Origin of the sequence: Microcoleus sp. ARI1-B5 (assembly GCF_036705795.1) — a bacterium.
Classification (GTDB): Bacteria; Cyanobacteriota; Cyanobacteriia; order Cyanobacteriales; family Microcoleaceae; genus Microcoleus.
In genome coordinates this window covers 61,060-86,499 of sequence record NZ_JAUBVK010000004.1, presented here as the reverse complement: position 1 = coordinate 86,499, position 25,440 = coordinate 61,060, and the positions used below count along the sequence as shown (strand labels likewise).

At 47.2% G+C, this 25,440-nt stretch carries 24 protein-coding genes and 1 other RNA gene; 9 read left to right on the top strand and 16 right to left on the bottom strand.

The annotated features are described in order from the left end of the window. Positions 1–42 precede the first annotated feature (42 nt). Complete coding sequence (locus QUB63_RS08035; RefSeq protein WP_332944331.1) at positions 43–1,155, top strand: substrate-binding domain-containing protein; 1,113 nt, start codon at positions 43–45, stop codon at positions 1,153–1,155. Here QUB63_RS08035 and QUB63_RS08030 read toward each other — a convergent pair. From QUB63_RS08030 to rpmI, 6 genes are all read right to left on the bottom strand, one after another. Beyond that, positions 1,127–3,319, bottom strand: coding sequence for a sensor domain-containing diguanylate cyclase (locus QUB63_RS08030; RefSeq protein ID WP_332944329.1), 2,193 nt, complete (start codon positions 3,317–3,319; stop codon positions 1,127–1,129). The two genes, QUB63_RS08035 and QUB63_RS08030, sit on opposite strands and share 29 nt — an antisense overlap. Next, the gene (locus QUB63_RS08025; RefSeq protein WP_332944328.1) at positions 3,316–3,924 is read right to left on the bottom strand and encodes a chemotaxis protein CheC; all 609 of its coding nucleotides are present in this window, start codon (positions 3,922–3,924) and stop codon (positions 3,316–3,318) included. The genes QUB63_RS08030 and QUB63_RS08025 overlap by 4 nt, the downstream gene beginning before the upstream one ends. Beyond that, the gene (locus tag QUB63_RS08020) at positions 3,921–4,298 is read right to left on the bottom strand and encodes a response regulator (protein WP_332944327.1); all 378 of its coding nucleotides are present in this window, start codon (positions 4,296–4,298) and stop codon (positions 3,921–3,923) included. Before QUB63_RS08020 ends, QUB63_RS08025 begins: the two co-directional genes overlap by 4 nt. A gap of 237 nt (positions 4,299–4,535) precedes the next feature. Then, positions 4,536–5,066, bottom strand: a complete 531-nt coding sequence (locus tag QUB63_RS08015) for a tetratricopeptide repeat protein (protein ID WP_332944326.1) — start codon at positions 5,064–5,066, stop codon at positions 4,536–4,538. A 270-nt stretch (positions 5,067–5,336) separates the two neighbouring features. Further along, positions 5,337–5,693: a 50S ribosomal protein L20 gene (gene rplT, locus QUB63_RS08010; RefSeq protein ID WP_293148587.1), complete on the bottom strand. Its 357-nt coding sequence runs from the start codon at positions 5,691–5,693 to the stop codon at positions 5,337–5,339. 19 nt (positions 5,694–5,712) lie between these two features. After that, complete coding sequence (rpmI, locus tag QUB63_RS08005) at positions 5,713–5,910, bottom strand: 50S ribosomal protein L35 (RefSeq protein ID WP_006634164.1); 198 nt, start codon at positions 5,908–5,910, stop codon at positions 5,713–5,715. A 156-nt stretch (positions 5,911–6,066) separates the two neighbouring features. Between rpmI and QUB63_RS08000 the strand changes: the two genes are divergently transcribed. From QUB63_RS08000 to QUB63_RS07990, 3 genes are all read left to right on the top strand, one after another. Then, positions 6,067–6,330, top strand: coding sequence for a BrnT family toxin (locus QUB63_RS08000; protein WP_332944323.1), 264 nt, complete (start codon positions 6,067–6,069; stop codon positions 6,328–6,330). Next, positions 6,311–6,553 (top strand): hypothetical protein, encoded by a 243-nt coding sequence (locus QUB63_RS07995; protein ID WP_332944321.1) that lies wholly within the window; start codon positions 6,311–6,313, stop codon positions 6,551–6,553. The genes QUB63_RS08000 and QUB63_RS07995 overlap by 20 nt, the downstream gene beginning before the upstream one ends. 71 nt (positions 6,554–6,624) lie before the next feature. Then, positions 6,625–7,200 carry a GNAT family N-acetyltransferase gene (locus QUB63_RS07990; protein ID WP_332944320.1) on the top strand — a complete coding sequence of 192 codons (576 nt, stop codon included), beginning with the start codon at positions 6,625–6,627 and terminating at the stop codon, positions 7,198–7,200. Between the two features lie 152 nt (positions 7,201–7,352). Here QUB63_RS07990 and QUB63_RS07985 read toward each other — a convergent pair whose 3' ends face one another. Continuing rightward, positions 7,353–7,955, bottom strand: coding sequence for a hypothetical protein (locus tag QUB63_RS07985; RefSeq protein ID WP_332944319.1), 603 nt, complete (start codon positions 7,953–7,955; stop codon positions 7,353–7,355). A 235-nt stretch (positions 7,956–8,190) separates the two neighbouring features. Here QUB63_RS07985 and QUB63_RS07980 point away from each other — a divergent pair, with 235 nt between their 5' ends. Continuing rightward, complete coding sequence (locus QUB63_RS07980) at positions 8,191–8,793, top strand: hypothetical protein (RefSeq protein ID WP_332944318.1); 603 nt, start codon at positions 8,191–8,193, stop codon at positions 8,791–8,793. On the opposite strand, the gene QUB63_RS07975 is transcribed toward QUB63_RS07980, so the two are convergent. The 4 genes from QUB63_RS07975 to QUB63_RS07960 all read right to left on the bottom strand — a co-directional run bounded on the left by QUB63_RS07975 (position 8,794) and on the right by QUB63_RS07960 (position 11,887). Continuing rightward, on the bottom strand, positions 8,794–9,564 hold the full coding sequence (locus QUB63_RS07975) for a glutathione S-transferase family protein (RefSeq protein ID WP_332944317.1): 771 nt from the start codon (positions 9,562–9,564) through the stop codon (positions 8,794–8,796). A 117-nt stretch (positions 9,565–9,681) separates the two neighbouring features. After that, positions 9,682–10,269: a TetR/AcrR family transcriptional regulator gene (locus QUB63_RS07970; RefSeq protein ID WP_332944316.1), complete on the bottom strand. Its 588-nt coding sequence runs from the start codon at positions 10,267–10,269 to the stop codon at positions 9,682–9,684. Between the two features lie 207 nt (positions 10,270–10,476). Continuing rightward, a non-coding RNA gene (ssrS, locus tag QUB63_RS07965) (6S RNA) lies at positions 10,477–10,664 on the bottom strand. Between the two features lie 50 nt (positions 10,665–10,714). Next, positions 10,715–11,887, bottom strand: coding sequence for a 5-(carboxyamino)imidazole ribonucleotide synthase (locus tag QUB63_RS07960; RefSeq protein WP_332944315.1), 1,173 nt, complete (start codon positions 11,885–11,887; stop codon positions 10,715–10,717). 395 nt (positions 11,888–12,282) lie between these two features. On the opposite strand from QUB63_RS07960, the gene purD reads away from it, so the two are divergent. Both purD and QUB63_RS07950 read left to right on the top strand, forming a co-directional pair. Beyond that, on the top strand, positions 12,283–13,566 hold the full coding sequence (purD, locus tag QUB63_RS07955) for a phosphoribosylamine--glycine ligase (protein WP_332944314.1): 1,284 nt from the start codon (positions 12,283–12,285) through the stop codon (positions 13,564–13,566). A gap of 330 nt (positions 13,567–13,896) precedes the next feature. Next, the gene (locus QUB63_RS07950) at positions 13,897–16,071 is read left to right on the top strand and encodes an ATP-binding protein (protein ID WP_332944312.1); all 2,175 of its coding nucleotides are present in this window, start codon (positions 13,897–13,899) and stop codon (positions 16,069–16,071) included. Between the two features lie 26 nt (positions 16,072–16,097). On the opposite strand, the gene QUB63_RS07945 is transcribed toward QUB63_RS07950, so the two are convergent. From QUB63_RS07945 to QUB63_RS07930, 4 genes are all read right to left on the bottom strand, one after another. Beyond that, positions 16,098–16,313: a type II toxin-antitoxin system HicB family antitoxin gene (locus tag QUB63_RS07945; protein WP_332944310.1), complete on the bottom strand. Its 216-nt coding sequence runs from the start codon at positions 16,311–16,313 to the stop codon at positions 16,098–16,100. A 461-nt stretch (positions 16,314–16,774) separates the two neighbouring features. Then, entirely contained in the window at positions 16,775–17,674 is a 900-nt protein-coding gene (locus QUB63_RS07940) for a S1 RNA-binding domain-containing protein (protein ID WP_332944309.1), read from the bottom strand. A 203-nt stretch (positions 17,675–17,877) separates the two neighbouring features. Next, a complete protein-coding gene (locus QUB63_RS07935) occupies positions 17,878–18,624 on the bottom strand; it encodes a dienelactone hydrolase family protein (RefSeq protein WP_332944308.1) in 747 nt (248 codons plus the stop codon). A gap of 252 nt (positions 18,625–18,876) precedes the next feature. After that, positions 18,877–21,333 (bottom strand): ATP-dependent helicase, encoded by a 2,457-nt coding sequence (locus QUB63_RS07930; RefSeq protein WP_332944306.1) that lies wholly within the window; start codon positions 21,331–21,333, stop codon positions 18,877–18,879. 289 nt (positions 21,334–21,622) lie between these two features. On the opposite strand from QUB63_RS07930, the gene QUB63_RS07925 reads away from it, so the two are divergent. Next, complete coding sequence (locus QUB63_RS07925; RefSeq protein WP_332944305.1) at positions 21,623–22,660, top strand: DUF4349 domain-containing protein; 1,038 nt, start codon at positions 21,623–21,625, stop codon at positions 22,658–22,660. Between the two features lie 403 nt (positions 22,661–23,063). On the opposite strand, the gene QUB63_RS07920 is transcribed toward QUB63_RS07925, so the two are convergent. Next, entirely contained in the window at positions 23,064–24,158 is a 1,095-nt protein-coding gene (locus tag QUB63_RS07920) for a RuBisCO accumulation factor 1 (RefSeq protein WP_332944304.1), read from the bottom strand. A gap of 156 nt (positions 24,159–24,314) precedes the next feature. Here QUB63_RS07920 and QUB63_RS07915 point away from each other — a divergent pair, with 156 nt between their 5' ends. Next, the gene (locus QUB63_RS07915) at positions 24,315–25,259 is read left to right on the top strand and encodes a response regulator (protein ID WP_332944303.1); all 945 of its coding nucleotides are present in this window, start codon (positions 24,315–24,317) and stop codon (positions 25,257–25,259) included. Positions 25,260–25,440: the final 181 nt, after the last annotated feature.

Below are 25,440 nucleotides of genomic sequence, written 5' to 3'. Positions count from 1 at the left end.
AGTAGTAATTAGCAATGCCCAATTACCAATTACAAATTAGCCATGAACACAATACAAAAACGCAACTCATTGTTAACTTCTCTGGGTATAATCTTAGCTTCCTTAGGGTTTACTTACGCGCCTATACCGGGTTTTAAACAGAGAATTTTGATTGTTAGCGGTACGGAATTACAACAAATAATGCCCGAGATCGCTGCTAAGTTTGAACGGGAAAATTCCCAGATAGATTTAGAGTTAAAATTTCAAGGTTCTCAAGAAATGGCGGACAAGTTTCTTGAGGATAAAAACGATTTTAAACCAACTGTGCTGATTCCTGCTAATGGTGAAATCCTGAAAGAACTAAGCAGTCGCTGGCGGGTCCAAAATAATAATAGCGAACCTTTTTACGACCTGCCTAAACCTGTCGCTAAAACTATTTTAGTAGGAATTGCTTGGCCGGAGCGCGGCAAAGTTATTTTTCCCAATGGTAGGTTTCAGTGGTCGAGGATTGAACAAGCTATGCTAGCAGGAAGTTGGGATAAGATTGGAGGTAAAAAAAATTGGGGTAGCTTTGATTTTGTGATGACTGACCCCACTCGTTCTAATAGCGGTCAATTAACATTAAGTTTGTGGGCTGAGTCGAAACAAGGTGGCAATCTCAACTCAACTAATTTAAACAGTCAAGCTGTGATATCTTTGTTTAATTTAGCCAAGCGTTCTGTGTATCAGCCGCCGCGTTCTACGGATATTTTACTGCAAGAATTCATTGCTAGGGGGCCTAACGATGCTGATGCAGCTACAGTTTACGAGAGTATTGCGCTGCATCGGTGGAAACAGTCACATAGTAGTCAAGGAAAACCCTATCAAATTTATTACTTAAATCCAACGATCGAAACTGTGTCAACTGCTGCAATTGTTCGTCGTGGTGTTGATGGAGGGAAAGCACAAGCGGCGCGAAAATTTCTGGATTTTGTAGCTCAAAAACAGCAGCAAGAAATATTTGTCAAGTATGGATTTCGACCAATTATTAATAGCTTGGATTTAAAGTCGGTAGCAGAAAGTCCTTGGAGTGAAAACATTCCGGGAGCAGAAGTAAGTCCCGCAGGAGGGCCAGGATCAAGTCCCGATTCACAAATACTTGAGGAAGTCAAGCGCTTGTGGGAGAGGGCAAATTAGTCGATCGGGGAAAGTCAACCGGGCGCACGGGAGGGGCTGTGCCGTTGGTCTTGGCTGTGGCAGGGTCTGCCTGGTAAACTTGGATGCGATCGCGCCCGAGTCCTTTGGCTTGGTACAGCGCTCGATCGGCTGCGGCAATCAGAATCGAGGCTCCGGATTCAGATGCAGGAACCATACTCGCTACGCCCAGACTGACAGTGACGTACTGGCTCACCTGAGAACCTGCGTGAGGAAGCTGCAAAGCTGCGATTTTGAGCTGTATGTGTTCGGCTACGAGCACGGCCCCTTGCATCGCAGTATTCGGCAAAATAACGGCAAATTCTTCGCCTCCGTAGCGAGCTACTAAATCGGCGGGGCGATTGACTGCATTGCCGATCGCCCCGGCGACTTGCCGCAAACATTCGTCTCCCCCTGGATGCCCGTAGGTATCGTTGTAACTTTTAAAAGAATCAATATCGCACAAAATTAGGGACAGAGGCGTTTGTTCCCGCGCTTGTCTGCGCCACTCCATTTCTAAATACTGATCGAACCGGCGGCGGTTTGCTAGCTGCGTGAGTTCGTCTAAAGTTGCCAATCGTTCTAACTTGAGGTTGGCTGCTTGCAACTGCTGGTAGAGTTCTGCTTGCTTGATCGCGATCGCCAACTGGGCGGCCAGATTCGACAGCAACTCGACTTCCAACTGCATCCACTGGCGGGGACTGCACTGGTGGGCCATCAGCAGCCCCCACAAGTCCTCCCCTTGCACTAAAGGCACTACCAAATAAGCTCTCACCTCAAATTGCGCCAGCAAGTCAATTTGATATTGCGGTAAATCTGCGGCCGAGATATCGGCGATCGGCCGGATCGCCCGGTGTTGGTACGCTTCGAGATAGAACTCGTCAAAACAGAAATTTTCCAGGGTTTCCCCCAGCATCGGCTTGCAGTTGGGAGCTACAGATTCCACCGTCACCGCCCCCGTCGCGGGTGCAGCGCAGAGACTGCCGGTACAGGGGTTGAAGCGGACGATCATCACTCGATCGGCCTGAAGGAACTGGCGCACTTCTGTCACTGTCGTGTTGAGCACTTCGCCCAAATCCAGAGACTGGCGGATGTGCTGAGTAATCGTCGCCATCAGCAGTTCCCGTTCGTTTTGCTGCCGCAGCGCCTCTTCTGCCCGCTTGTACTCGGTAATATCTTGAGCAGTGCCGAAAATTTGTAGGGGCTCGCCCTCTGCTGTGCGGGCGAACACTTGATCGCGGCAGCGGAACCAGCGCCATTCGCCCGATCGGTGTTTGAGGCGGTACTCCAACTCCAAAATAGTGCCGTCCTCAACCGAGGGAAATTGTTGCATATGCGCTCGGAGCCTCGGCAAATCTTCTGGGTACACCAAACTCGAGTACAAAGCAGTTTGCATCTGTAAAATTTCCTGAGGCGTGTAGCCCAGTAACTTAGAAGCTTGACCGTTGACGTAGACGTTGCGCTGTTCGGTCAAGTCGTAGATATATAGCAAATAAGGCGCTGCGTCAGCAATCTGCTGGATGAAATGCTGGCTCGATCGCAATTCCTCCTCTACCCGCTGGCGCACTTTCACTTCCTCTAAAGCCTGATCCCGCAGTGTCCGGTAAGCTTGGATGCGGTGCGTGAGGTCGGTCACGTCCTGAATCACCAGCAGCGCGTAGAACGATGGGGAATTGACCCCCGGCCATATTGATGACGAAACTGAGGGTGGAGATTCCCCAGACAAAAAAGCACTTGTTGGTTCTGGGACTCGGACAGTACCGTCTGGTTCCAACTTAAGAGTCTGGAGAACCCAGTCTCTAATCTCCTGTTCTGCAACGCCAGCCTCCTGGGCCGACACAGCCGTCACAGTAGTTTGCTGAATTCGCTGCAGGCCGTCTTGCCAAGTTGCCGGAATCAGGTGTTTGTGAATTTGAGAAGAAAAAATTGTTGGCGGGCCTCCTGCAAAGATTTGCTTGAAGCGAGTGGCGTATTTTAGCTGACTCAGGTGAGGAAAATGGGTTGTGATCTTTGTTCCCAATATTTGGCTGCGGGGAATTTTTGTCCACTCTTCCAGACAAGTGTTCCAAAACAGCACCACAAAATCATCTCGCAGCAGGCAGGCGCCGACTGGTACGCTGTCGAGAACCCCAAACTTTTCCTTAATAGTTTTGCTCTCCTCGATCATAGACCCCCGGCAAGTTGATTGATAGCAGTCAACAAGGTGTCAAAGGAACTGACATTGAAAATGAGAATGATATCTCCTTCAATGTGCAGCCTTTCTATAATGAAACGGGTCTGGGCTAATAAAACAACTGTATCCGAAGACAAGCCACCAGATATGAGCAAGGTCGCGATCGTCCCTTCCATGTAATTTGGAATTGAGTAGTTGAGGCGCTGCTGAAGTACGTTGCTGATTGCACCCATGACCCCATTGATTACAATATTTCCCACTTCACTCAGCGTACCAATTTTGACTGAATCCAGGTCGTGAGTTCCAACTTCTTCCCCTGTGAGCATCGTCACGAGCATAGCCGCGCTGTTGGTGGGAAAGACTAGCTGGGCAATACCTCCAAAGGAACCGGTGAATTTGAGCTGGACGGCGGCGATTTGTTCGCCGTTGAGGTGCTGCTCTAATTCTTCTTGCACGTCGGCGGGAGACAGGATTTGGAGGTAGGGGATTTGCAAGCGAATGGGAGAGTCGATCATGTCGTTCAAAATCCCTGCTGCTTGACCGATCCCGATGTTGACGAGTTCTTGCAAAGCATCGAGCTGTCGAGCGCTTAATTTCATGGGGTGCTCTCCTCGCTGGCACCCAGAGCTTTTTTGATCCACCCGATCAGTTCGTCTGAGTTAGGCATTTTGTGAATGACTGCCAGGGCTCCGAGTTCCATGCACTCGGAGCGGGTTGTTGCTTGAATGTCTGCGGTAATTACGATGACTGGAATTTTATATCCTCGTGAGCGCATGGCTTGCAGGACTTCCCGACCTTCCATTTCCGGCATCAGCAGATCTAAGAGCATACAGTTTGGGGTTTTAGTCGCCAGCAGTTCTAGAGCTTCCGGGCCGCTCGATGCTTCCCAAGTCTCGTATCCTTCTGCTCGCAGGATTTTGCAGATTACCCTGCGAGTCAACCACGAATCTTCGACAACGAGAATTGATGTCACTACGTTCTCCTCCTTCAATTGTTTAGGACTGACCGGCGTTGCAGGTACTGCTTTTATCTTGACAGTAGTTTAAACTGCTGGGACGGTGTGCGATCGAGCTAGCGGCCGAATTCCTGTTCTTAAAAACTAACGCATTAAGGTGTTCGATAGTTGAGTCTCTTTGACTGTGGGAAGAAAAAACCCGGTTTCGGAATGAAACCAGGTTTGCGGGATCTCTATTGGTCGTAACACCGGCGCTCAATTATAGATTACCAAACGCTTCCGAAGGGACTCTACTCGCCCTTTAGCAGTGGCATTGTCTGGATCGCAGGCAAGAGCTTGTTCGTACATTTCCAAGGCTTGAGCTGTTAATTTCTTGCGCTCGTAGGCGTGACCCAGATTGTTGAGAGATGTAACGTATTCGGGCTGCAACTTCAGGGCTTCTTTGTACTGGCGGATCGCTATGTCGTACTGTTCTTGGCCGAAGTGTGCAAAACCGAGGGCGTTGTAAATAACGGCTTTATCTTCTTCGCCTTCTAAGTCTTTGGCTTTCAGGGCTTTTTGAAACAGTACGATCGCCTGGGAATAAAGCTTCTTATCTACATAGATACTTCCTAATTCGTAGTATTCCTGTGCTGTTCCTTTTTCTGTTGTCAGCTTATTTTCTAAGCGTTCCAGAGACATTTCCAGCTTCCGAGTTTTGAAAATCTGGCGCACTACAAACCAGGAAGTGCTGCCGAGTATAGCCAGCAAGACTGACAGGTAAACTATTAGCAAATTACTATCCATGTTTTTTTTTATTAGGTAGGTCTGTGGAAGGTTTTATTTATTTTAATCCGGTAGCAATCTCTGAGATTTGCCTCTGCAACTGTATAAAAAACACGAAAATGGCGATCGACCGGGACGATCGCAATTTCTGAAAAACCAAGCATCGAGAAGTAAGAACAAAGAAGGAAAATTCATCTCAATCTCCTAGATTTATCAGGAGTTTTCCTTCTCTGGCAGATAGCTAAATCTTTCTTACTTCTGCTTTCTTCCTTCGGAAAACTATTCAAGCTTTCACGAGCCGGCTCGATTGGCCATTTCCACGACTTTACCGAATGTTGCGGGGTCAATGATTGCCATTTGTGCCAGCATTTTGCGGTTGATTTCGATATTGGCTTTCTTCATGTTGCCGATCAGTCTGCTGTAGCTCGTGCCGTGTTGGCGCGATGCAGCATTGATCCGAGCAATCCACAGGCGGCGGAAATCGCGTTTGCGTTTTTTGCGATCGCGATAACCGTTGCGCAGGGCCTGCATCACCCGCTGGTTAGCTGTGCGGAACTGTTTCGACTGTGCGCCTCGGAAACCCTTGGCTAATTTGAGAATTTTTTTGCGGCGCGCTCTGGCGACATTACCGCGTTTTACCCGTGTCATCTTTAATTTCCGTTAAACTTTACAAGTATGGAAGCATTAACCGCACGTTAGCGTCGTTGGTCTCGTCGATGACGACCAGCTTAGAGAGACGGCTTTTGCGAGCTGAACTTTTGTGCTGTAGCAAGTGGCTTTTGTAAGCTTTGCGGCGCACAATTTTACCGCTGCCGGTCGCTCTAAAGCGCTTTGCGGCTGCTTTGCGAGTTTTGAGTTTTGGCATGGACTGGTGTTATTTGGACACAAGCTTCAACGGTATCACGTTTGTGGTACTTTATGCAAGGGAGATTTGCGAGGATCTATCGGGATGGGCGATCGGTCGGCTCTTGACTGTGTGGATGGGCGATCGGTTACGATCTGGGCATGAAGTTTGAGTGGGATGAGTCAAAAGCAGCAGCTAACCGTGCATAAGCACGGTGTCAGCTTTGAAGAAGCCAAGACCGTCTTTGATAATGTGCTGGCAATTATTTTTGATGATGAAGCTCGCTCAGTGGACCAGAGGCGAGAGATTATTATTGGCCACTCCAGAAACAATCACTTGCTGTTGATTTCTTTCACCGAACGTTCTAATACCATTCGCATTATCAGTGCCCGTTTAGCCACTCGAAGGGAGCGTGAAGATTATGAACAAAATGCCTTTTAATGAGTCACAGAATTCAGAGGAAGAACTTCTAGCTGAGTACCAATTTGATTATAAAAAAGCCAACCCCAACCGCTTTGCTGCTCAAAGTGGAAAGCAACTGCTAAAAGTTGTGGTTTTAGATGAAGATGTAGCTCAAGTTTTTACAACATCAGAGTCTGTTAATAAGGTGCTAAGGGCACTAATGGAGTCTATGCCACAACTTACCGACAGCAACACAGCCTAACAACCCCAATGCACCGGACTTGAGATACTAACTGTTGGATGCGATATTGGCTAACTTAGATGTTGTCTTGTATGAACACATTTCACTTTTTCAGCCCTCAGCCTCCAGATTTACTGTCTCTGACTATTGAAGGTGAGCGACTACGATTAGTGGCAATCTCTGATGAATTTGAACAGGACATCTTTCAAGAGTTCACCAGTGAAATTACACTCTATATGTTTCCATCACCTCCTAAAGATATTGAAGAAACACGCAGCTTCGTAGTCGAAAGTAGGCGCAGTATGCAAGCTGGTAATAACTTAGTGTTCGCCATTTTATCCTCAAAAAAAGGAGAGTTTCTCGGCTGCTGCGGTCTTCATGGCGAAGGTAAAGTCAGAACACCAGAACTTGGTATTTGGCTTAAAAAGAGTGCTCGCGGAAGTTATTATGGTCGAGAAGCTATTCAAACACTGGTCAACGGGTCGCGGAATAATATAGATTTCGACTACTTCATTTATCCAGTCGATCGTAAAAACATAGCAAGTTCCAAAATCCCTGAATCTTTGGGTGGTGAGATTGTGGATGAGTTGAAGGTTGAAACTCCGAATGGCCAAATCTTAGACGAGGTAATTTACAAGATTGAAAGAGCGAATAGTATCATCTCCTGATTATCGCAATCGTTGTGTCGATCGGCTGATTTAGATTATCTTTGATATTGATGACTACAAAGATTCAAGGAGACTTTTCATTCCATGAGAGTGTGTTCTGGCAGTGTTCAAAGTTATCTGAGATAAGTGGCGTTAGTTTACATTGAATCGCCCTAACCGTCCCGAACCATCCAAACCAACATCCCCAAAAGCGCTTCCACAGGAGGCACAGGATAGTCATTGAGGTCAATTGTCAGAGTTTTTGCCTCCAACTTCAAAAATCTCCAAGCAGTACCGCTGCTGACACTACCGTAAATTGTGGCGATCGGGATATCGTTAATTTCATTAAACTTTTGAGCCGCCACCATTGCGGCCGCGCACTGTCCCAAACCTACTTTTAAATCAGCTTTTTTAGCTTCAACAATCACAATTGCCGGGGCTTCAATCAATATTTGTTCGGGAGAGCGACTGATTAAAAAATCGCAAACTCCGCTCAATCCCAACTCCGGCTCTACGGTAAAATCTTCTCCTGAAAACAAGCTAACTTGTCGCTGTAAAATCTTTCTGACTTCGACTAAAATTGGACTAATAATCAGTTCGGAGCGCGCTTTTTCTGAACCCGTAGCCGTAGCCAGTGGCAATCCTTCAATTAGCGATTCTGTCAAATAAGAGCTAGGATTAATCGGCTCGGTTGGCGGCAAAAATCTCCCTGCTTCTACTGTTGTTAAGCCAAAATCTCGTTTAGCTTTTTTAAGCGTGAATTCGCTGTATGACATTGAACATTACCGGAAAGAATTGGTTGAAAGCCTCTCACGAGTGAGGGAGAAATTAAAATCAGACTATTCATTACTCCAATCCTCTTCCTTCTAGGTAGAGGTCGCTCTCCACAGGTCAACTGTCATGAACGTCAACTGTCAACTGTTGAACGATTGTGTTGATAGAATTTTAGCAATCACTCAATAAATAATTGAGGGTTCGCGCTGTGCACATTCCGGCTGAAATATAAAAAACATGGCATATAGCGATTTCACAATACGGAAAGTCAAACAAGACTTCGGACTCACTACAGTTGAAGGCGGACGCTTTTTACCAGAAATCGATCCGATCGCGCCCAGTCCCATTTTAGCAGGTTTGTTGGCAGACGCAATTCCCTGGGCGATCGCAGTAGGAACAGAAAAAGCCAGATCCGAAGTAATCATCGCCCCCGCACTATTAGAAGTAAAACGACTGCTAAACCGCCAAGTCAGCGTATTTTCCGGCACGAATTTTATAGTCGATATCGCGGCGGGATTAAATGGAGTTTGCGACTTTTTAATTAGCCGCTCTCCCGAACAATTTGAAATCGAAGCACCGGCGGTTATGCTGGTAGAAGCCAAGCGAGATAACATCAACAGCGGTTTGGGACAGTGCATTGCCGAAATGGTGGCGGCTCAAAGATTTAACGAAACTAACAATAACTCTATTTCGACTATTTACGGTTCAGTAACCAGCGGTACTGCTTGGCGATTTCTCAAATTGGAAGGGCAAACCGTTACTATTGATGTTAGAGACTATCCATTTCCACCAGTCGAGACAATTTTGGGGATGCTTGTCTGGATGGTGCAAAATGGTTAATCAGCGCTGCTCTCGGTACAAGCGGAGTGCGTGATTTCCGGCAACAGTAGCCTGCAATTCTCTAATTACTGATGCCATGTCGATCGGCAATTCCTCAATTTTAGCCACCACAACCGGGTGTTCCAGGGGCTGCAAAACTGGAGCAGCTAGTGCGGCAAAAGTCAAGTCTGCCGCCGATAAATTATCGCCAGCTAAATAAGGGCGATCGTCTGCTAATCTTTGATTCACTATCTCGAAAACTTCCCGAATCCCTTGCAGCGAAAAAGCGGCTGACTCTGCTGTAATGCTGTAGAGTTGCTGCACTTTCGCGCTCATAAACGGAAAAGCTATTTCAAATCCCACTCGCTCAAACAGAGGCGTCCCCTTGCACCAAGCTTTTCGCATTATTTTGCGATTATGCAATCGATAAAAATATGCCCAACTGCGAATATCTACCCCCAATCTCGTATCAAACAACTCTTCCAATTCTTCGACTTCTCGGCGCAATTCTGGTGCTTCTGGATACAAGCGAAAACCTGATGAACTTATGGTATTGAGGTAATGCAAAATATCTGTTGAATCGGTAAAGTTGCCAGATTTGGTAACTAGAACTGGAACGCTGCTACCTCCGTATTTGCGCGTAGCCGAGCGGTGAAAAGCTGGTACGTGTTTTTCTTCAATGTAGGGAATTTTGAGCAAGTCTAGCGCCCAGCGAACTTTTTCGCAGTAGTGGCTGATCGGAATAGTAATCAGGCGGAGGCGATCGGAATTGGCAACTGTTGGGTGATTCATTGGGTTATCTGCATATTTTGACATGAATTTGTCCTTAATTTTTATGATGGTGAATTGGACGATCGCATTTTTTGAGACCGAGCGGTCTGTTTTAGCATAAAAAAAATTGCTCTGATTCTAAAGTTGATTGTCGAGATAGGCGTGCAAGTGAGAAATTGCTCTTTTGACGTGAATCGCATCTCCGTAAAGTTTGCTCATCATTATCGCCCCCTCCAACGTTGAAATCACAATAGTTGCGACTGCATCAGCTTCGACATTTTCTCGCACCTCACCTTTAGCAATTCCTTTGTGAATAATTTTGCAAATCAAAGCGCGCCAACCGTCCATTGCTATTTGCGCCCGCTGGCGCAAAGCTGGATGAGCATCATCGCTTTCAACTGCTGTGTTTAACAGGGGACAGCCACCAGGTATCGGAGGATTTTCGGCTAAATTACTAAATACTGATACAATAGCTTTTAGGCGATCGACCGCATTTTTGTTTCCTTTCAAAGCCCCGAGATATTGTTTGCGCATACATTCAACGGCAAAGTCAAAGGCTTGCAAGGCTAGTTCATCTTTGCTCGGGAAGTGGTTGTAAATGCCTCCTTTTTGCAAGCCTGTAACGCGCATGATGTCAGACATAGAAGAACCGGAGTAGCCGTACTGATTGAACAGTGCTGCGGCTTCTCTGAGAATTTTTTCTCTGGTTTCTTGAGCTTTTGACATTTTGAGCGGTGCTGACCGACCTATCGGTCTTTTTTAGAGAATAGCAGAGTTAAGTGTGGATGGCAAGGGGCGATCGAAACTAATAATCATAGGGCTTATGCAATGCCCTATGCCCTATGCCCAATTCCCAATTCCCAATTCCCAATTCCCAATCAAAAAAAATAGGCTAGCCATATTTCACAGCGCCTATCTCAATCAATATTATAATGGCTCCCCGCAACGCCGTCTTACCTCAGCTTTTGACCTGGTATCATACCAGGTGGGCACCGTTGGCTCGGACTTAAAGTTTCTGGGTACAAGCCCAGTTTACTGCTGTCCAAACATCTTGATTCCCTAGAGTTAAGAGTTATAGATCAAAAAAACATTATTGGCAGTCACCAACGTCGCAGTAGAACCTTTATTTAATATACAACAACTAACCTGATTTTGGCAAGCTCCGAGCAATTTAAGTTGCATACCAGATGGATTCTACGGTTTGAGCGAGATCCTCTGCGGACGTTTCCCCCGATCGCACCGATTCCCCGTCGAACACAACAGTAACGTGACCGAGTTTGCGGCCCGGGCGCGATACTTTCTTACCATACCAATGTACAAAAGCGCCGCTGATTTGTGCCAGTTGTTTTCGTTTCTCTAAATAATCGGACTCGGCCGACTCGTAGCCGAGCAAATTTACCATGACAGCACCTGCACATTTCAGATCGCAATTGCCTAAAGGCAGTTGACAAACGGCACGCAAATGCTGTTCAAATTGTGAAGTTTTGCAAGCATCGATTGTAAAATGTCCCGAGTTGTGAGTGCGGGGGGCAATTTCATTGACTAACAGCTTATTGTCGGCGGTTAAAAATAATTCTATGCCGAATACGCCGACAGCTTCCAAGCTGTTGAGGAGAGTGCGGGCGATCGCCTCAGCCTCGCTTTTCACATCTAAACTAATATCCGCAGGTGCGATCGCCAAGCGACAAACTTGATTTTGCTGTTGAGTTTCCACGATCGGGTAAATTGCAATTTCACCAGTTGCCGATCGAGCTGCGATCGCAGCCAACTCGCGATCGAACGGCACAAACTCTTCCACCAGCAAAGACTGACCTTTAAGTTTAGCGCTAATTGACTCAAAACTCTCGCGATCCTTAACAATAAAAGTACCTTGGCCGTCATAACCGTGGCGGCGAACTTTGACGACAAAGGGAAAGTCGAGGTGCAAATCCTGGCTGCAATCCCACGCCCAAAACCTCGGAGTTGGCAAACCCAAACCTTGTAAATAACAGCGCTGAACGTACTTATCCAACAGCGGAGAAAGCGACGACAAACTCGGCCAAAATAACACACCTTGCCGTTCTAGCGATCGCAAACCCTCCAAATCCACAAACTCATTTTCAAAAGTAATAACATCGCAGCCCGAGGCCAAATGAGCCGTAGCCAAAACATCATCAACAGCAGCCAAAACAGCACCAGCAGCAACAGAAACTGCCGGGTCAGCAGCCTGGGGAGTTTGCACTACTAATTCAATACCCAGCGCCCTAGCAGCATCCCCCATCATGGAAGCTAGCTGGCCGCCGCCGACAACGCCCACCCGCTTAAATTTTGCAGGCGAACTGGCAGTGGCTTCGGTGAATTTCATCTGAGTAATTTTCATTATGTTAACCAGACTATTTTATAGCAAAAAGTACCGCAATGAATATCCTGTAGGGGCGGGTTCACAAACAATATATAACAAGTACCAACAATCTCAATAAACCCGCCCGCCCCAACAGTAAATCGCAATCTACGTCTTAAGTAAAAATATTGAATCAAAGAATAACCGCAGCATCCTGGATCTGGGAAAGTCTTCGATCGTGGCACTGGTTGACCCATTACCAAACAGCGATCGAGCCGGGCTCCTCCAGAAAAGTGCCACATCTAGCAATTCAGTCGCGCCAAGCATGGCATAATTGAGGGCACTGCAAAAAGCAGATAGACAGGTGCAAACACTGAAAATCAGACATTCAGAGAACAAAATTTATAGGTGAGGATGCTGTGAAAGTTTTGGTTGTGGGGAACGGAGGTCGCGAACACGCGATCGCAAAAAAACTGCTAGAATCTACGCGGATTAAACAAGTATTCTGCGTACCGGGCAACGGCGGCACAGCTACCACCAATGGCTGTCAAAATCTGTCGCTCAACATCGACGACTTCCAAGGCATCGAACGCTTTGTGATGGTCAACAACATCGGATTAGTGATTGTCGGCCCCGAATTGCCCCTATCGCTAGGCATCGTTGACTACTTCCAACAGAAAAAACTGATGATTTTTGGCCCCACCAAAGCCGGTGCCCAAATTGAATCGAGCAAATCCTGGGCCAAACAATTGATGCTCGAAGCAGGCATCCCAACACCCAAAGCTGCCGTATTTACAAACGCAGAAGCAGCCAAAGCCTACGTTGTCGAGCAAGGAATTCCCATAGTCATCAAAGCAGACGGACTCGCATCAGGCAAAGGAGTCACCGTAGCCACCACCGTCAAAATGGCTCACAGCGCCATTAACACCATTTTTCGAGGCGAATTCGGCACCGACAACATCCGAGTCGTCGTCGAAGAATATGTAACCGGTCAAGAAGTCTCGATTCTCGCCCTCACCGACGGCATCACAGTAGAACCCCTGCTGCCGGCCCAAGACCACAAAGCGATCGGCGAAGGCGACAAGGGAGCCAACACCGGCGGTATGGGAGCCTACGCCCCAGCGCCAATTGTCACGCCAGAGCTGATGGAAAGGATTCAAGCAGAAATTCTCGAACCCACCCTCGCAGCGCTGCAAAAACAAAAAATCGACTACCGGGGCGTCCTCTACGCAGGTTTAATGATTACGCCGTCTGGAGAACCCAAAGTCTTAGAATTTAACTGCCGCTTCGGAGATCCCGAAACTCAAGCGGTTTTGTCCCTCTTGGAAACTCCCCTGGAAGATTTGGTGTTGGCTTGCTGTCAGCAGCGTCTCGGTGAATATTCCAACATTCGCTGGAAGTCGGGGGCTGCGGTTTGCGTAGTTTTGGCTTCTGGGGGCTATCCTGGAAATTACCAAAAAGGCAAAGTTATTACAGGCATCGAGGAAGCCGAAGCCAAAGGAGCAGAAGTGTTTCACGCCGGCACTCAGTTGAAGCAGCAGCAGTTGGTGAGCGAGGGCGGCCGCGTTTTGGGCGTCACGGCGGCGGGAGAAACTTTGGAACAAGCTATCTCGAAAGCTTATGCAGCCGTTGATTGCATCGAATTTGAAGGGGTCTACTGTCGCCGGGACATCGGCCGTCGGGCTTTAGCAGACAAAAATTAGGAATTGCGACTATTGCCGCCATCGGAAAGCCAAGCAATCTCAAAGTAGAAGTGTCACAATGAAGTTTGGCATCTCTGCGGTGACCGTAGCTTCCAAGTCGCAGCAGAAAATCCGATCGACCACAAACTCAATTAAGTAAATCCACTTAATTAAACGTAAAATACGGCTCGCTAAAAAGATTGCTGTGTATATCTTCTTCCCTTGTTCCTGATGACAAATGACAAATGACAAATGACAAATGACAAATGACAAATGACAAATGACCAATGACCAATGACTAATGACTTCTACTTAATCTTGCTTTTAATATTGAACGGGTGAATTGGTGAAATGCTGGCCATACTAAACAAAATCGGAGAAATTATTGCCCGCTGGTGGTCGGATTTTACCCTCCAGACCCGCCTGATGGCCGGTGCTACCCTCGTAGTGTCGTTAATTATGAGCGGCCTGACATTCTGGGCCGTGAATACTATCCAGCAAGACGCCCGACTTAACGATACTCGCTACGGCCGCGACCTCGGCCTGCTGTTGGCGGCAAATGTGGCGCCGCTGATTGCGAAAAACGATCGCTCCGAAGTTGCCCGTTTTTCCCGCCAATTTTACAGCAGCACCTCCAGCGTCCGCTATATGCTTTATGCAGACGAAGCGGGGGATATTTTCCTGGGAATACCCTTTTCGGAATCCGAGGTGGAAACTTCCCTGACGCTGCGCCGCCAGATCAAACTTCCCGATAATTTTATCGCCGATATTGAGGCGAGAAATTTAACTTCTTTGCCTTTAGTGCGGCAGCATTTGACGCCAGATGGAGAAGTTACTGACGTATTTGTGCCGCTAATTCACGAGGACAAGTATTTGGGGGTGCTGGCGATCGGCATTAACCCAAATCCCGCAGCAGTGATCTCTTCAAATCTGACAAGGGATGTCACTTTAGCAGTATTTGTCACCATTTGGGTGATGGTAATTTTGGGCGCAGTATTTAATGCGCTGACAATTACTCACCCGATCAAACAATTAGTTTTCGGGGTCAAAAACATCGCCAGCGGGAATTTTAAGCAGCGAGTTGACCTGCCTTTAGGGGGAGAATTGGGCGAGTTGATCGGCAGTTTTAACGAGATGGCCGAGAAACTCGAAAGTTATGAAGAACAAAATATTGAAGAACTGACAGCCCAAAAAGCGAAGTTAGAAACTTTGGTTTCAACTATTGCTGACGGGGCGCTGTTGCTGGACGCGAATTTGCAGGTGATTTTAGTCAATCCAACTGGGATACGGATTTTTGGATGGGAAGGTAAAAATGCGCTCGGCATTAACGTCGTAAATATTTTACCTCCAGAAGTGCAGCGCGAGTTGGCAAGACCTCTGCACGAAATAGCTGCGGGCGATCGCGAAGGAGGCGAATTTCGCATTTCTCTGAGCGAACCTGTCAACCGCACAATTAGGATTCTGCTAACCACCGTAATTCTCCACAAAGCCCCGGGCGCCGAACCGCTGTGCAAAAGCTGCGTGCGCGACGAGGAAAATACCTGCAGCGAGCCGCAACGCCCGATCGCGATCGAGTGTACTTTCTACGAACAAACCTCGAAGCATCAAGGTTCTGGACAGTACCGAGACAGTCTCAAAGGCATTGCAATGACAGTGCAGGACATCACTCGCGAAGTAGAACTAAATGAGGCTAAAAGCAATTTTATCAGCAATGTTTCTCACGAATTGAGAACGCCTTTATTTAATATCAAATCTTTTATCGAGACTCTCCACGAGTACGGAGAAGACCTTCTAGAAAGCGAGCGCCGGGAATTCCTAGAAATTGCCAATCGAGAAACCGATCGCCTCACCCGTTTAGTCAACGACGTGTTAGACTTGTCGCGACTCGAATCCTGCCGAATTTATCAATTAGACGCGGTTGACCTCCCGCAAGCAGTAGAACAAACCCTGCGGACTTATCAGTTGAATGCTAAGGACAAAGGCATAGAATTAGAGCAAGAAGTTGACCCGTGTTTGCCGCCTGCATTAGGTCATTACGATTTGCTGCTGCAAGTATTCGCAAATTTAGTAGGAAATGCCTTAAAATTTACGGAGTCCGGGGGCAAGGTAGCAATTCGAGCCTATTTGTTAGATTCCGAGGCTCATGCACGCCAAGACGGCCGATCGGGAAACCACAAATTATCACCGAATACCAGACATTTTCCGGTAGTGCGGATTGAAATTTCTGATACTGGGATTGGCATAGATCCCGAAGACCAACAAGCAATTTTCGATCGCTTTTTCCGAGTAGAAAACCGAGTTCACACTCTAGAAGGAACGGGATTAGGTCTTTCGATTGTCAGAAACATTATTGACAAGCACCACACTAAAATTAATTTAGTGAGCGAAGTTAATGTGGGTACGACTTTCTGGTTCGACTTACCAGTTTATCAGGCGAAACAAGCACTAGATATGGAAAGTTCTTGGCCGGTGGAAGCACAGGTAGAGACTGAAACTATTTCGACTGCGGGCACAACTCTTCAATGAAAAATGAAGATATAAACCCATGCTAATTAAGCTGCAACAGAAATTGTCTTAGTTTTGAGCGAAGGTTCTGGGATGAGTTGACCATCTTCTGGGAGCGTGTCAATATAAAGCTCAACTGCTTCTTTAATATTGTTTTCTGTTTCTTCAAGTGTCTTACCTGTAGAAATACAACCAGGCAAATCTGGAACATAAGCTGAATAGTTAGCGCCGGCCCATTCAAAGATTACAACATATTCTTTCATTATTCCTCTGGAAAGCTTGCAATAACAACACTTCGGACAGTTTCACGGCTGACGCACTGGGCTAGAAACCCGGTTTCTCTTAATTTTGCGACGCGGAACGAGAAATCACGCAAGAAACCGGGTTTCTGAGTTCAAAATTCTGTGGTGCGGTGGGGGCGGGTTTAGAGATATTGTGGATGTGAATTAAAGATTATTTGTGAACCCGCCCCTACAAGTATTAGACTTGAATTGAAAAAGTCGCAAACTCTCTTGAAATTATCTGCGTTGCATCTGTGTTTATCTCTCTTACATCTGCGGTTGACCTCTTAATAAAAGATTTATGCAAGAAGTCTATTGTTGTTAATTTATCGGACAGGATAGGAAGCCCGATCGCACATTCCCCCAATTCCCCCAATTTCCCCCTCGTTTACTCGTTTCCAGGTTGGGTCTGAAAATGAGTAAACGGGTAAATTTGTCAAGACTTAAGAAAGAGTTTTTCGAGCCCGTTCCGATCGCTCTTCGGCGGTATCCATGACATCCGCCATTTTATCCACCATTTCCCCTGGATAATTTTCGAGTACCCGAGTAGAAAGCGAAATTCGCCCGCGACTTTGATCGAGGTCAACCACCACTGCTTTCAGGGGTTGGCCGGGGGCAAAAACTTGTCCGAGGTTCTCAATATATTTTTGGCTGACTTGCTTGATGTGCAGCAAACCGCTAACTCCTTCCAAGTCCACAAACACGCCAAAAGGCTTGATGCTGCTGACTTTTCCTTCCACCAACTGACCGATTTGCAACTGAGTGAAGGCATTCGATTGAGTCGCCATCCGCTGGGAAAGTACGAGTTTTTCTCGCTCGCGATCGACCTCCAAGAAATTCACGGTCAAAGATTGACCGATCAGCGATTCTATGTTATCGCGTTGGGCTAAGTGCGATCGGGGAATAAAACCGCGCATTCCCTCAACATCCACCGTCACGCCGCCCTTATTCGCCCCAGAAACTCGCACCTGAAGCACTTTACCAGTTTCCTGCAATGCAACCAAATCTTCCCAAGCTTGCTGAATTAGTAACTGTCGCAGAGACAGAGTAACTTGACCGTCTGCATCTTGTTCGCGGATAATTAAAAAGTCCCGTTCCTCATCTAGCGGAACCACTTCCGACAAATCCGTTACCGTTCTCAAAGCAGCCTCTTCGATCGGCAAAAAAGCCGAAGACTTACCGCCAATATCAACATACGCGCCATTTGAGTCATACTCGAACACTTTGCCGCGCACTACTTGTCCCTTTTGGAACTCGTAATTGTGCTGTTCGAGGGCTTTAGCAAAATCGTCCATTGAAAAGGATGGTTTTGCGCTTTGAGAACCTGTAGATTTGGAATTCATGTCAGTTTAGTTGTCAGTTATCAGTTGTCAGTTGTTAGTTGACAGTTGTCAGTTGTCAGTTGTCAGTTGTCAGTTGTCAGTTGTCAGTTGTCAGTTGACAGTTGATAGTTGTCAGTTGTCAGTTGACAGTTGTCATATGTTGAAGCAAGAAGGAAGATGTTCCCCCACTCTCCCCCTCTCCCCCTCTCCCCATCTCCCACTCTCTAAGCCGGTTGAAGTTCCTGATGAAATAGCTGCTTCACCTGCACCCACGATTCGGCTGCTGCGGTAGCGTCGAAACTGCGGCGATGGTCGCAGAAAAAGCCATGATCCGCATTGTAGCTGAAAATTCGGTGAGGAATTCTGTGTTTTTGCAATTCTGCTGCAATTTGCTCAACTTGTTCTTTGGGAATGCTGGCGTCTTGAGTGCCGTAAAAGGCGTAGAGAGTGCCTTTAATCTCCGCTGTGCGGGCGATCGTGGGGGTTCCGCCGCCGGGGGTTAGGGTGGCGATACCGGCGCCGTAGAACGACGCTGTAGCCTTGATTTCGGGCAAAGTAGCGGCGAGGTAGGCGACGTGCCCTCCAAAGCAGAAACCGATGCAGCCAAAACCTTGTTGTTTGACAGAGGGTAGAGTTTTGAGGTAATCGATGGCGGCTTGGATATCGCTCAGCAGTTGGGATGCGGTAGTTTGTTCTTTGTATTCTCTGCCGATTTTGATATCTTCGGGCGCGTAGCCGGTTTCAAAGCCGGGGGCTTGACGCTGATAAATGGCTGGGGCGATCGCCACATATCCTTCCTTTGCTATTCTTTCAGTAACATCGCGGATGTGCGAATTGACGCCAAAGATTTCTTGAATCACAATCACGGCGGGAAATTCCCCTCCTGCGGCGGGTTGGGCTAGGTAAGCGGCGATTTGCAAATCTCCGCTGGGAATTGTGACGCTAGCTGTGCGAATTTCTGGGTTAGGCATAGTTAGTTTTAATGCAAATTTTGCTGTATAGCAATCTTATTTCATTTTTGAATGAGATTTTTTAACGAAGCGCTTTCGTCGCGAATAACACGAAGGAAGAAAAGAGAAGAAAAGAGGGCTGGTTTTGTACATAGATTGTTGGCATTTTACCAAATCTTGGGCTCAACCCGCCCCTACAGGTATGTTGTTTTTGCTAAAGCTCTTCTTCTCTTCGCGTCCTGCGCGTCTTCGCGGTTCCTCCAAAAATCTATTTTACAATATCACATTCCCCGGAAATTGCTGTTTCAGAACAGGCATCACCGGACAAGGTTTTTGCTCTTGCAAATTCTCGGGTTTGTTCCAACTAAAAGGCCCTTTTTTCTCCGCCGCCATCCACAGCAAGCTTTTTGCTCGCGTCATCGCCACATACAGCAATCTAAACTCTTCGGCTGTTTTCAAATAACCTGCTTGTTCCCACGCTTCGCCCAGATTTGGTAAAGGATATTTTTCGTGCAAACTTGCTCGAATTTGCGCTCTGGCTACCTCGGCTAAAGTGAAATCTCCTAAAAATCGGGTTTGCGGCAAAACTCGCAAACTTCCGGGGATGGTTTGTTCGTGCAGAAATGGTAAAAATACGCAGTCCCAATCTAAGCCTTTGGCTTTGTGCATGGTAATAATTGTTAGTTGACCTTTGCTGGTGTAGCGTTCTTCTATTTTGTCGTCTGCATCGACAGGTTCAAATCTTTCTGAACTGACAATTTCGCTCAGCACTCCCAAAATATTGCTCATTGAATTGTTGCCGGCTGTTTGGATTGCTACTCGTTCTGCTAATTTGTCGGCGGTGGCTAATTCTGTTTGGTCGTATTGCAGCGCTAAGGCTAAGAATGAGATGATTTGGTAGGGCGGTAACTCTAAACGAGCTTGCAGCAAACCGCAGCAAAAATAACGGCATTTGCGAACTGGGTCTGACTGCTTTGGGTCTAGGGGGCCTGGGTAAAGGAATTGCTCGGGGCTGGTCGCAAAGGCATTGTAGTCTTGTTTGGGGATGAGTTGCCGATCGCTCAAAATCTTTAAGGCTGCTTTCAGGTAATCTGGTGAGTGCGGGCGATCGAGAAATTGCAGCAGTGTTAAGATTTCCCAAGGAACTTGAGAATGTCTGTCGCGTTCCCCAACATCCTCAATTTTAATCCCGTATTTGCGCAAATCAAAGCTCAATCCGTGTTTTTTTGGATTGTCGAGGACTTCTTTGATAAATTTGCCTTGTTTGTTTTCGCGCACCAAAACAGCCATCGATTTTAGATTTTCTAAGGGCAATTTTATGCTATTTTGCTCGTGGCTCGCTTCACCGCCAGATTCGCTATTTTTCTCATGGCTTCCCCAGGCAAAATCCGCCGGTAAAAATTCCTCAACTAATTCAATTACCCGCTTGCCAATTAACTCGACTGTATGGTAAATATCCCGGGGAGCGTGCAATTCTAAGCCGATGCCGATGGGAGCGGGATTTGCATCGTGCTGCGGGTCGTCGCTGGGGACGGGCTTAATAGTTTGGGATCGAAAAGGCTGTTCTGTTCCCGCTAATTGCGAGCCGTTTACCCATTGCAACATAAAGTTAGCTGCATCGATAATTACCTTGGTGCTGCGGCCTGCGCCGTCCATTGTTGCTAACTTTTTCTCTACTTCGCAATCTTCGCAAAATTTCCGAAAATAAATCGGATCTGCTGGAGTGAAAGTTGAATTAATCGCTTGATTTGGGTCGCCAACTCTGATAAAATTGGGAGGTGAGTTAGGACGGTCGGGATCGATCGCCAATGTTTCCAAAAGCTCAGTCTGCAAAGGTGTGGAATCCTGGGCTTCGTCCTCAAATACGGCAAATACTTGTCTTTGCTCAATCGCCCTTGCTCCCGGATTCTCCAGCACCCGCAAAGCTGCTAAAATCATCTCGTCGTAATCGATGAATTCCCGACTCCTCAACAAAGCCTGATATTTTTGATATAAACCGCCAGCTACGGCTAAAATTTCATAATCGTTCCCCGAATCAAGAGCGCTCATTTCTAACAACTGTTCGGGAGACAAACCCGAAGATTTTGCCTCGTGAATCACAGTGTTAGCTAACTGCGGCAAAATCTCCGTTCTCAAAACCGATTGTCGGCGCAATCTCTCCGTTTCCTCTCCGTCAAATTGCTGTCCTTCTAACAAAACTTGATATCTGCGGGGATTTTCGGCAATCCAAAGTTCTACACAAGTGCGAATTAAGCGGTGACTTTGAGTCGGAGTGACTAACGTCGAATTTTCTAAATTTAAACCCGACAAATCGGGATGGCGCATCGCAATATTCAACGCTAAACCGTGCAAAGTGTGCACGGCAAAACCGCCTTGATATAAAGACAATTCTGCCAATCTTTGGCGAATTTTAGTCTTAATATTAGCAGCAGCCGATCGCGTAAACGTCACCACAATTAACTGGCGGCGGTTGTAAAGTCGGTTGCGGGCGATCGCAATTGCTGACGCAGCAGCCATTCCTGTAGACTTCCCGGCCCCTGGAACCGCCGAAACCGCAAGGGGGCCGCCTACCCAATCCGCCATCTCGTGCTGGCCCGCACGCAAGCTGTCGCGAATTTTACCGCAAGCAGCAGCCAAAAGAGTGGCGGGCTCTAACTCGGAGAAACTGCTGTTCGGGCGATCGATCTCGGCAGTCGATCGGCTAAAATCAGGATCGAATTCATCAGTCATGCGATTTTAGATTTTAGATTTTAGATTTTAGATCGGAAAAATATTAGTCGCGATCGGCCGTTTCAAGCGGTATCAAAAACCGAGTTACTGAATTTCGCGCGAAAGTCCCAACCCTTAAGCATGATTGCACTGGCATTACATCCGCGTTCATCTGCGGTTAAAAATAAAAAAATCTTCAACCTCTACCGTTTCCATTTTGGTATCAGCTAAACTAACCGTATCTATCCGAGCTTAGATTAAAACCAGCATAAAATTCAATACCCAAACCTTTTTACAGGAAAAACCCCCAATGAAAACTCACCTCAAAACCTATTTCCTGCCGCACCAGCCAAACCCAGCCAACAACAGCACAACTCGATTTGCAGTTGTAGCATTCTTAACTTTATCTTCAGCCATTGCTTTGCCAAGCTGCGGAGCCCCACCACCAAGCAGTATCAGCGGTGGAGCTCCAGCCCCTGGCTCCACAAAAGGCTTTGCTTCACCCCGCAGCGCTGAAAACCAAATTGCCGCATCTGCTCCCCAATCCTCACCCGCACCTGTAAGCGCACCCGGAGGCGCAGCGTCAAAAGTTGCTGCTGACACCGCAAAAAAACCAGCCGCAGAAACTCCAGCAACTGCTCCCCAACTGATAAAAAAAGCCGAACTCAGTGTAGTTGTCAAGTCAATTGACAGCAGCACTAAATCTGTTACCGATATTGTCAAAAAACAGCGAGGCGATATCTTGGCTTTCCAAAACCAAAAGCCGCCGGATTCTAGTGTACGTCAAACTGCAACCTTGCAGATTCGCGTCCCTCAAGAAAAGTTAGAAACTACTTTAGATGCTTTAGCAAAACTCGGAAGTGTCGAAAACCGAGGGCTTGCGGCTGAGGATGTTAGCGATCAATTAGTTGACAGCGAGGCTAGACTGCGGAACCTCCGCAAATCCGAAGAAGTTGTGTTAAAAATTATGGAGCGATCCGGCTCTGTCGGCGATGTTCTCAAGGCTTCTCAAGAGTTGAGCAATATTCGGGAGTCGATCGAGCGCATCGACGCTCAGTTAAAAAGTTTGCGGAATCAAGTAGCCTATTCGACTATTAGTTTAACTCTAGAAGCAGCAGTCTCGGCTCAGCAAGAACCCCAACCTTCTCTCGGTTTGCGGGTGCAGGAAACTTGGGGACAAGCGACTCATTCTGTGGGCGAATTGACGCTCGGTTTGTTTGCTTTGGGTATTTGGCTGTTGGCTTACAGTCCTTATTTTCTGCTAATTGGCGCTGCGGCTTACGGCTTTAATCGATTTAAGAAACAGCATTCTGTTCCGAAAATTTCAGAACCGAAACCGCCTAATTAGTCAGTTGACAGTTGACAGTTGACAGTTGACAGTTGACAGTTGTCAGTTGTCAGTTGATAGTTGATAGTTGACAGTTGACAGTTGGTAGTTGGTAGTTGACAGCTTGTGCGATCGCTCCGTCGAAGTATTGGCAGTTGATAGTTGTCATTAGCGACGCACCAAACGTCGAAATCTTGCGATCGCACTTTTATTTAATGTAACAGTTGGGCAAGTCCTGCCCAAATTGAAAATCGCAAATCGCAAATCGCAAATAATATAAGGTGCGTAGCGATGAGATTGTCGATTTTTGTTTACAGATTTTCGATGGCCACGCACCCTACTAATGACAACTGCCAACTGTCAACTATCAACTGTCAACTGTCAACTATCAACTGTCAACTGTCAACTGTCAACTGTCAACTGACTAATCATCTATTTGCCATCCATCTTTGGTATAATCTTCATCCACAATCTTCTTCGGTCGCATCACCAAAACAACTCGCCCCAAAATCGACAACTGCGGGGATGTTTCAAACCACTGCAATTCTAAATTGCCAGCGTTATCGGCGAGGAAATAACTCTCAGCATCCCACTGTCTTTGGGCGCGATCGGCAATAATCAAAACTTCTTCAACTTTACCTTGCAGCGGTACCGGCAGTCGATCGCTCATATCCAAAACCGCCACCGGATCTTCGGCGTTCAAAATTACCTGCCATCCGGGAATCGCCACCCAAGCTCCGGCTCCGGAAAATTTTACCATGCGGAACGGCCCGATTTCTTCCGGCAAAGGCACTGCTACCAAATCTGACGTAGAAAGCGGCAATTTGCCTACAACCGGGACAATCCGGGGCAGTTGTTCCTCGGTATCGAGCCTGTAAACTGGTAAACGGGGCGCTTCCCGCCTGGGAACTACGGTAAAATCGACCAGCAACTGCTCGATTTGCGTTCTAGCGGTTTGGCTGCTAGCTAATTTTAAACCGCGAGCAATTAAGCGCGATCGCTCTTGCAAATCGCTTTTCTGTCTCGCCAACTGCCAGCACTGGTAAGCTACAGCATCCCCTGGAGTGTCTGTGAAGCCCTGCGGCAGACTCCCGAAGTGCGAAAACTCCTTAATTGCTTTAGCAACTTGGCGCGCATCGTCAACATCCAAATTGTGGGCCAGCATCAAAGCCGCCGCTCCAGCCCGCTCTGCTTGAGAGAGAATCCGAAATTCGTATAAAATATCACTTCCTTTCCGCAGAAAGTGCGATCGAACTTCCTCAGAAGCACCAGCATTGACCATGCTGGTGTAAACTTGGGCTGCGACGCTGACTTGATTTTGCTGAATTGGCTCAAAACCAGTTTGTTCAAAAATCTTCTGAGAATTGCAGCCCGCTTGAAGCAGGGCAGTGCAGGCCTGTCCCCACTCTACCCAAGTGCCTTCTTTGCGGCGGAGCGATCGAATTAACTTTTCGACATCCACAGCATCGGTGGAGGGTGCAGATGCAGGAGGGGAGAAATCTTGCGGTGTATCAGTCATAATTAAATCAAAAACCAGCGCTAAGTTATGTGTGATTGGATACCAGCAAGGCTCGTGTCGCGGCAGAGCTATAGATTGATAATAAGTGAGTTGTGAGACTATTGTTACAGAATAGTTGCTCGCCTAAATTTACAAAGGGGAGTTTATCGTATTGTTATGGATAATGCCATTCCAGAGCTAGATCAAATTAAACGCCAGCTCATGACCCTACACCGACCGAAAAAACCCAAAATGCTGGTAGTAGACGACGAACCAGACAATCTGGATTTACTCTACCGCACTTTCCGACGAGATTTTAACGTGCTCAAAGCTGAGAGCGGGATTCGCGCCTTGGAAGTCCTCGGCATCGAGGGCGAGGTCGCCGTCATCATTTCCGACCAGCGGATGCCAGAAATGAAGGGAACGGAGTTTCTCAGCAAAACTGTACCCCAGTTTCCGAATACGGTCAGAATTATCTTGACTGGTTTTACGGACATTGAAGACTTGGTGGATGCGATCAACTCCGGACAGGTTTACAAGTATATCACCAAGCCTTGGGACCCGAACGAATTGAAAATGGTGGTGCAAAAGGCGGCCGAGACTTATGAAGTTCTCAAGCAGCGGACTGAGGAATTGCACCGCGCCCAAAATCAAATACAACTGTTAGCAACAATCATGCAAACGGCTGTGGATTATCCGAATTTGGAACTTAGTTTAGAGCCAATTGCTACTGCTGTGAGCGATAATTTTTTGGCGGACGCTTGCATTTTGCAACTGGTGGAAGGAAATGTTTTAAGGCCGGCCCAAGGCACTCACACCAGCGGCCCAACTGTGGAAAATTGGCTGGCAGATGACCCTCTGGTTCGAGATGCAATCTCCTCTCAAACTATACAGGGTTCTGTGAATATTGCCAGCGACGCAGCCCTAGCGAGCCTGCCGCACTATCAAAAATCCGGCATTCAAGCTCACCTGAGCGTGCCGGTAATTCACCAAGGTCGATCGATCGCCCTGATTTCTCTCCAGTGGAAGCAACCTTGTTCCCTGCGCCCCGACGAACTCACAACAGTTCACCTCGCCGCTCAAGAAGTTGCTTTGGTACTGACGAGTTTCCAGGATCGTTAGTCATCAGCCATCAGTCATCAGTCATTAGTCATTAGTCATTAGTCATCGGTTATTAGTCATTAGTCATCGGTTATTAGTCATTAGTCTGCTCTATGTCTTGAGTATAAAATAATCGCCAACCAATGATTCAAGACAAAGCAGCGCCGATAGCAAACAATAAAAAAAGGATTAATGGCTGGCG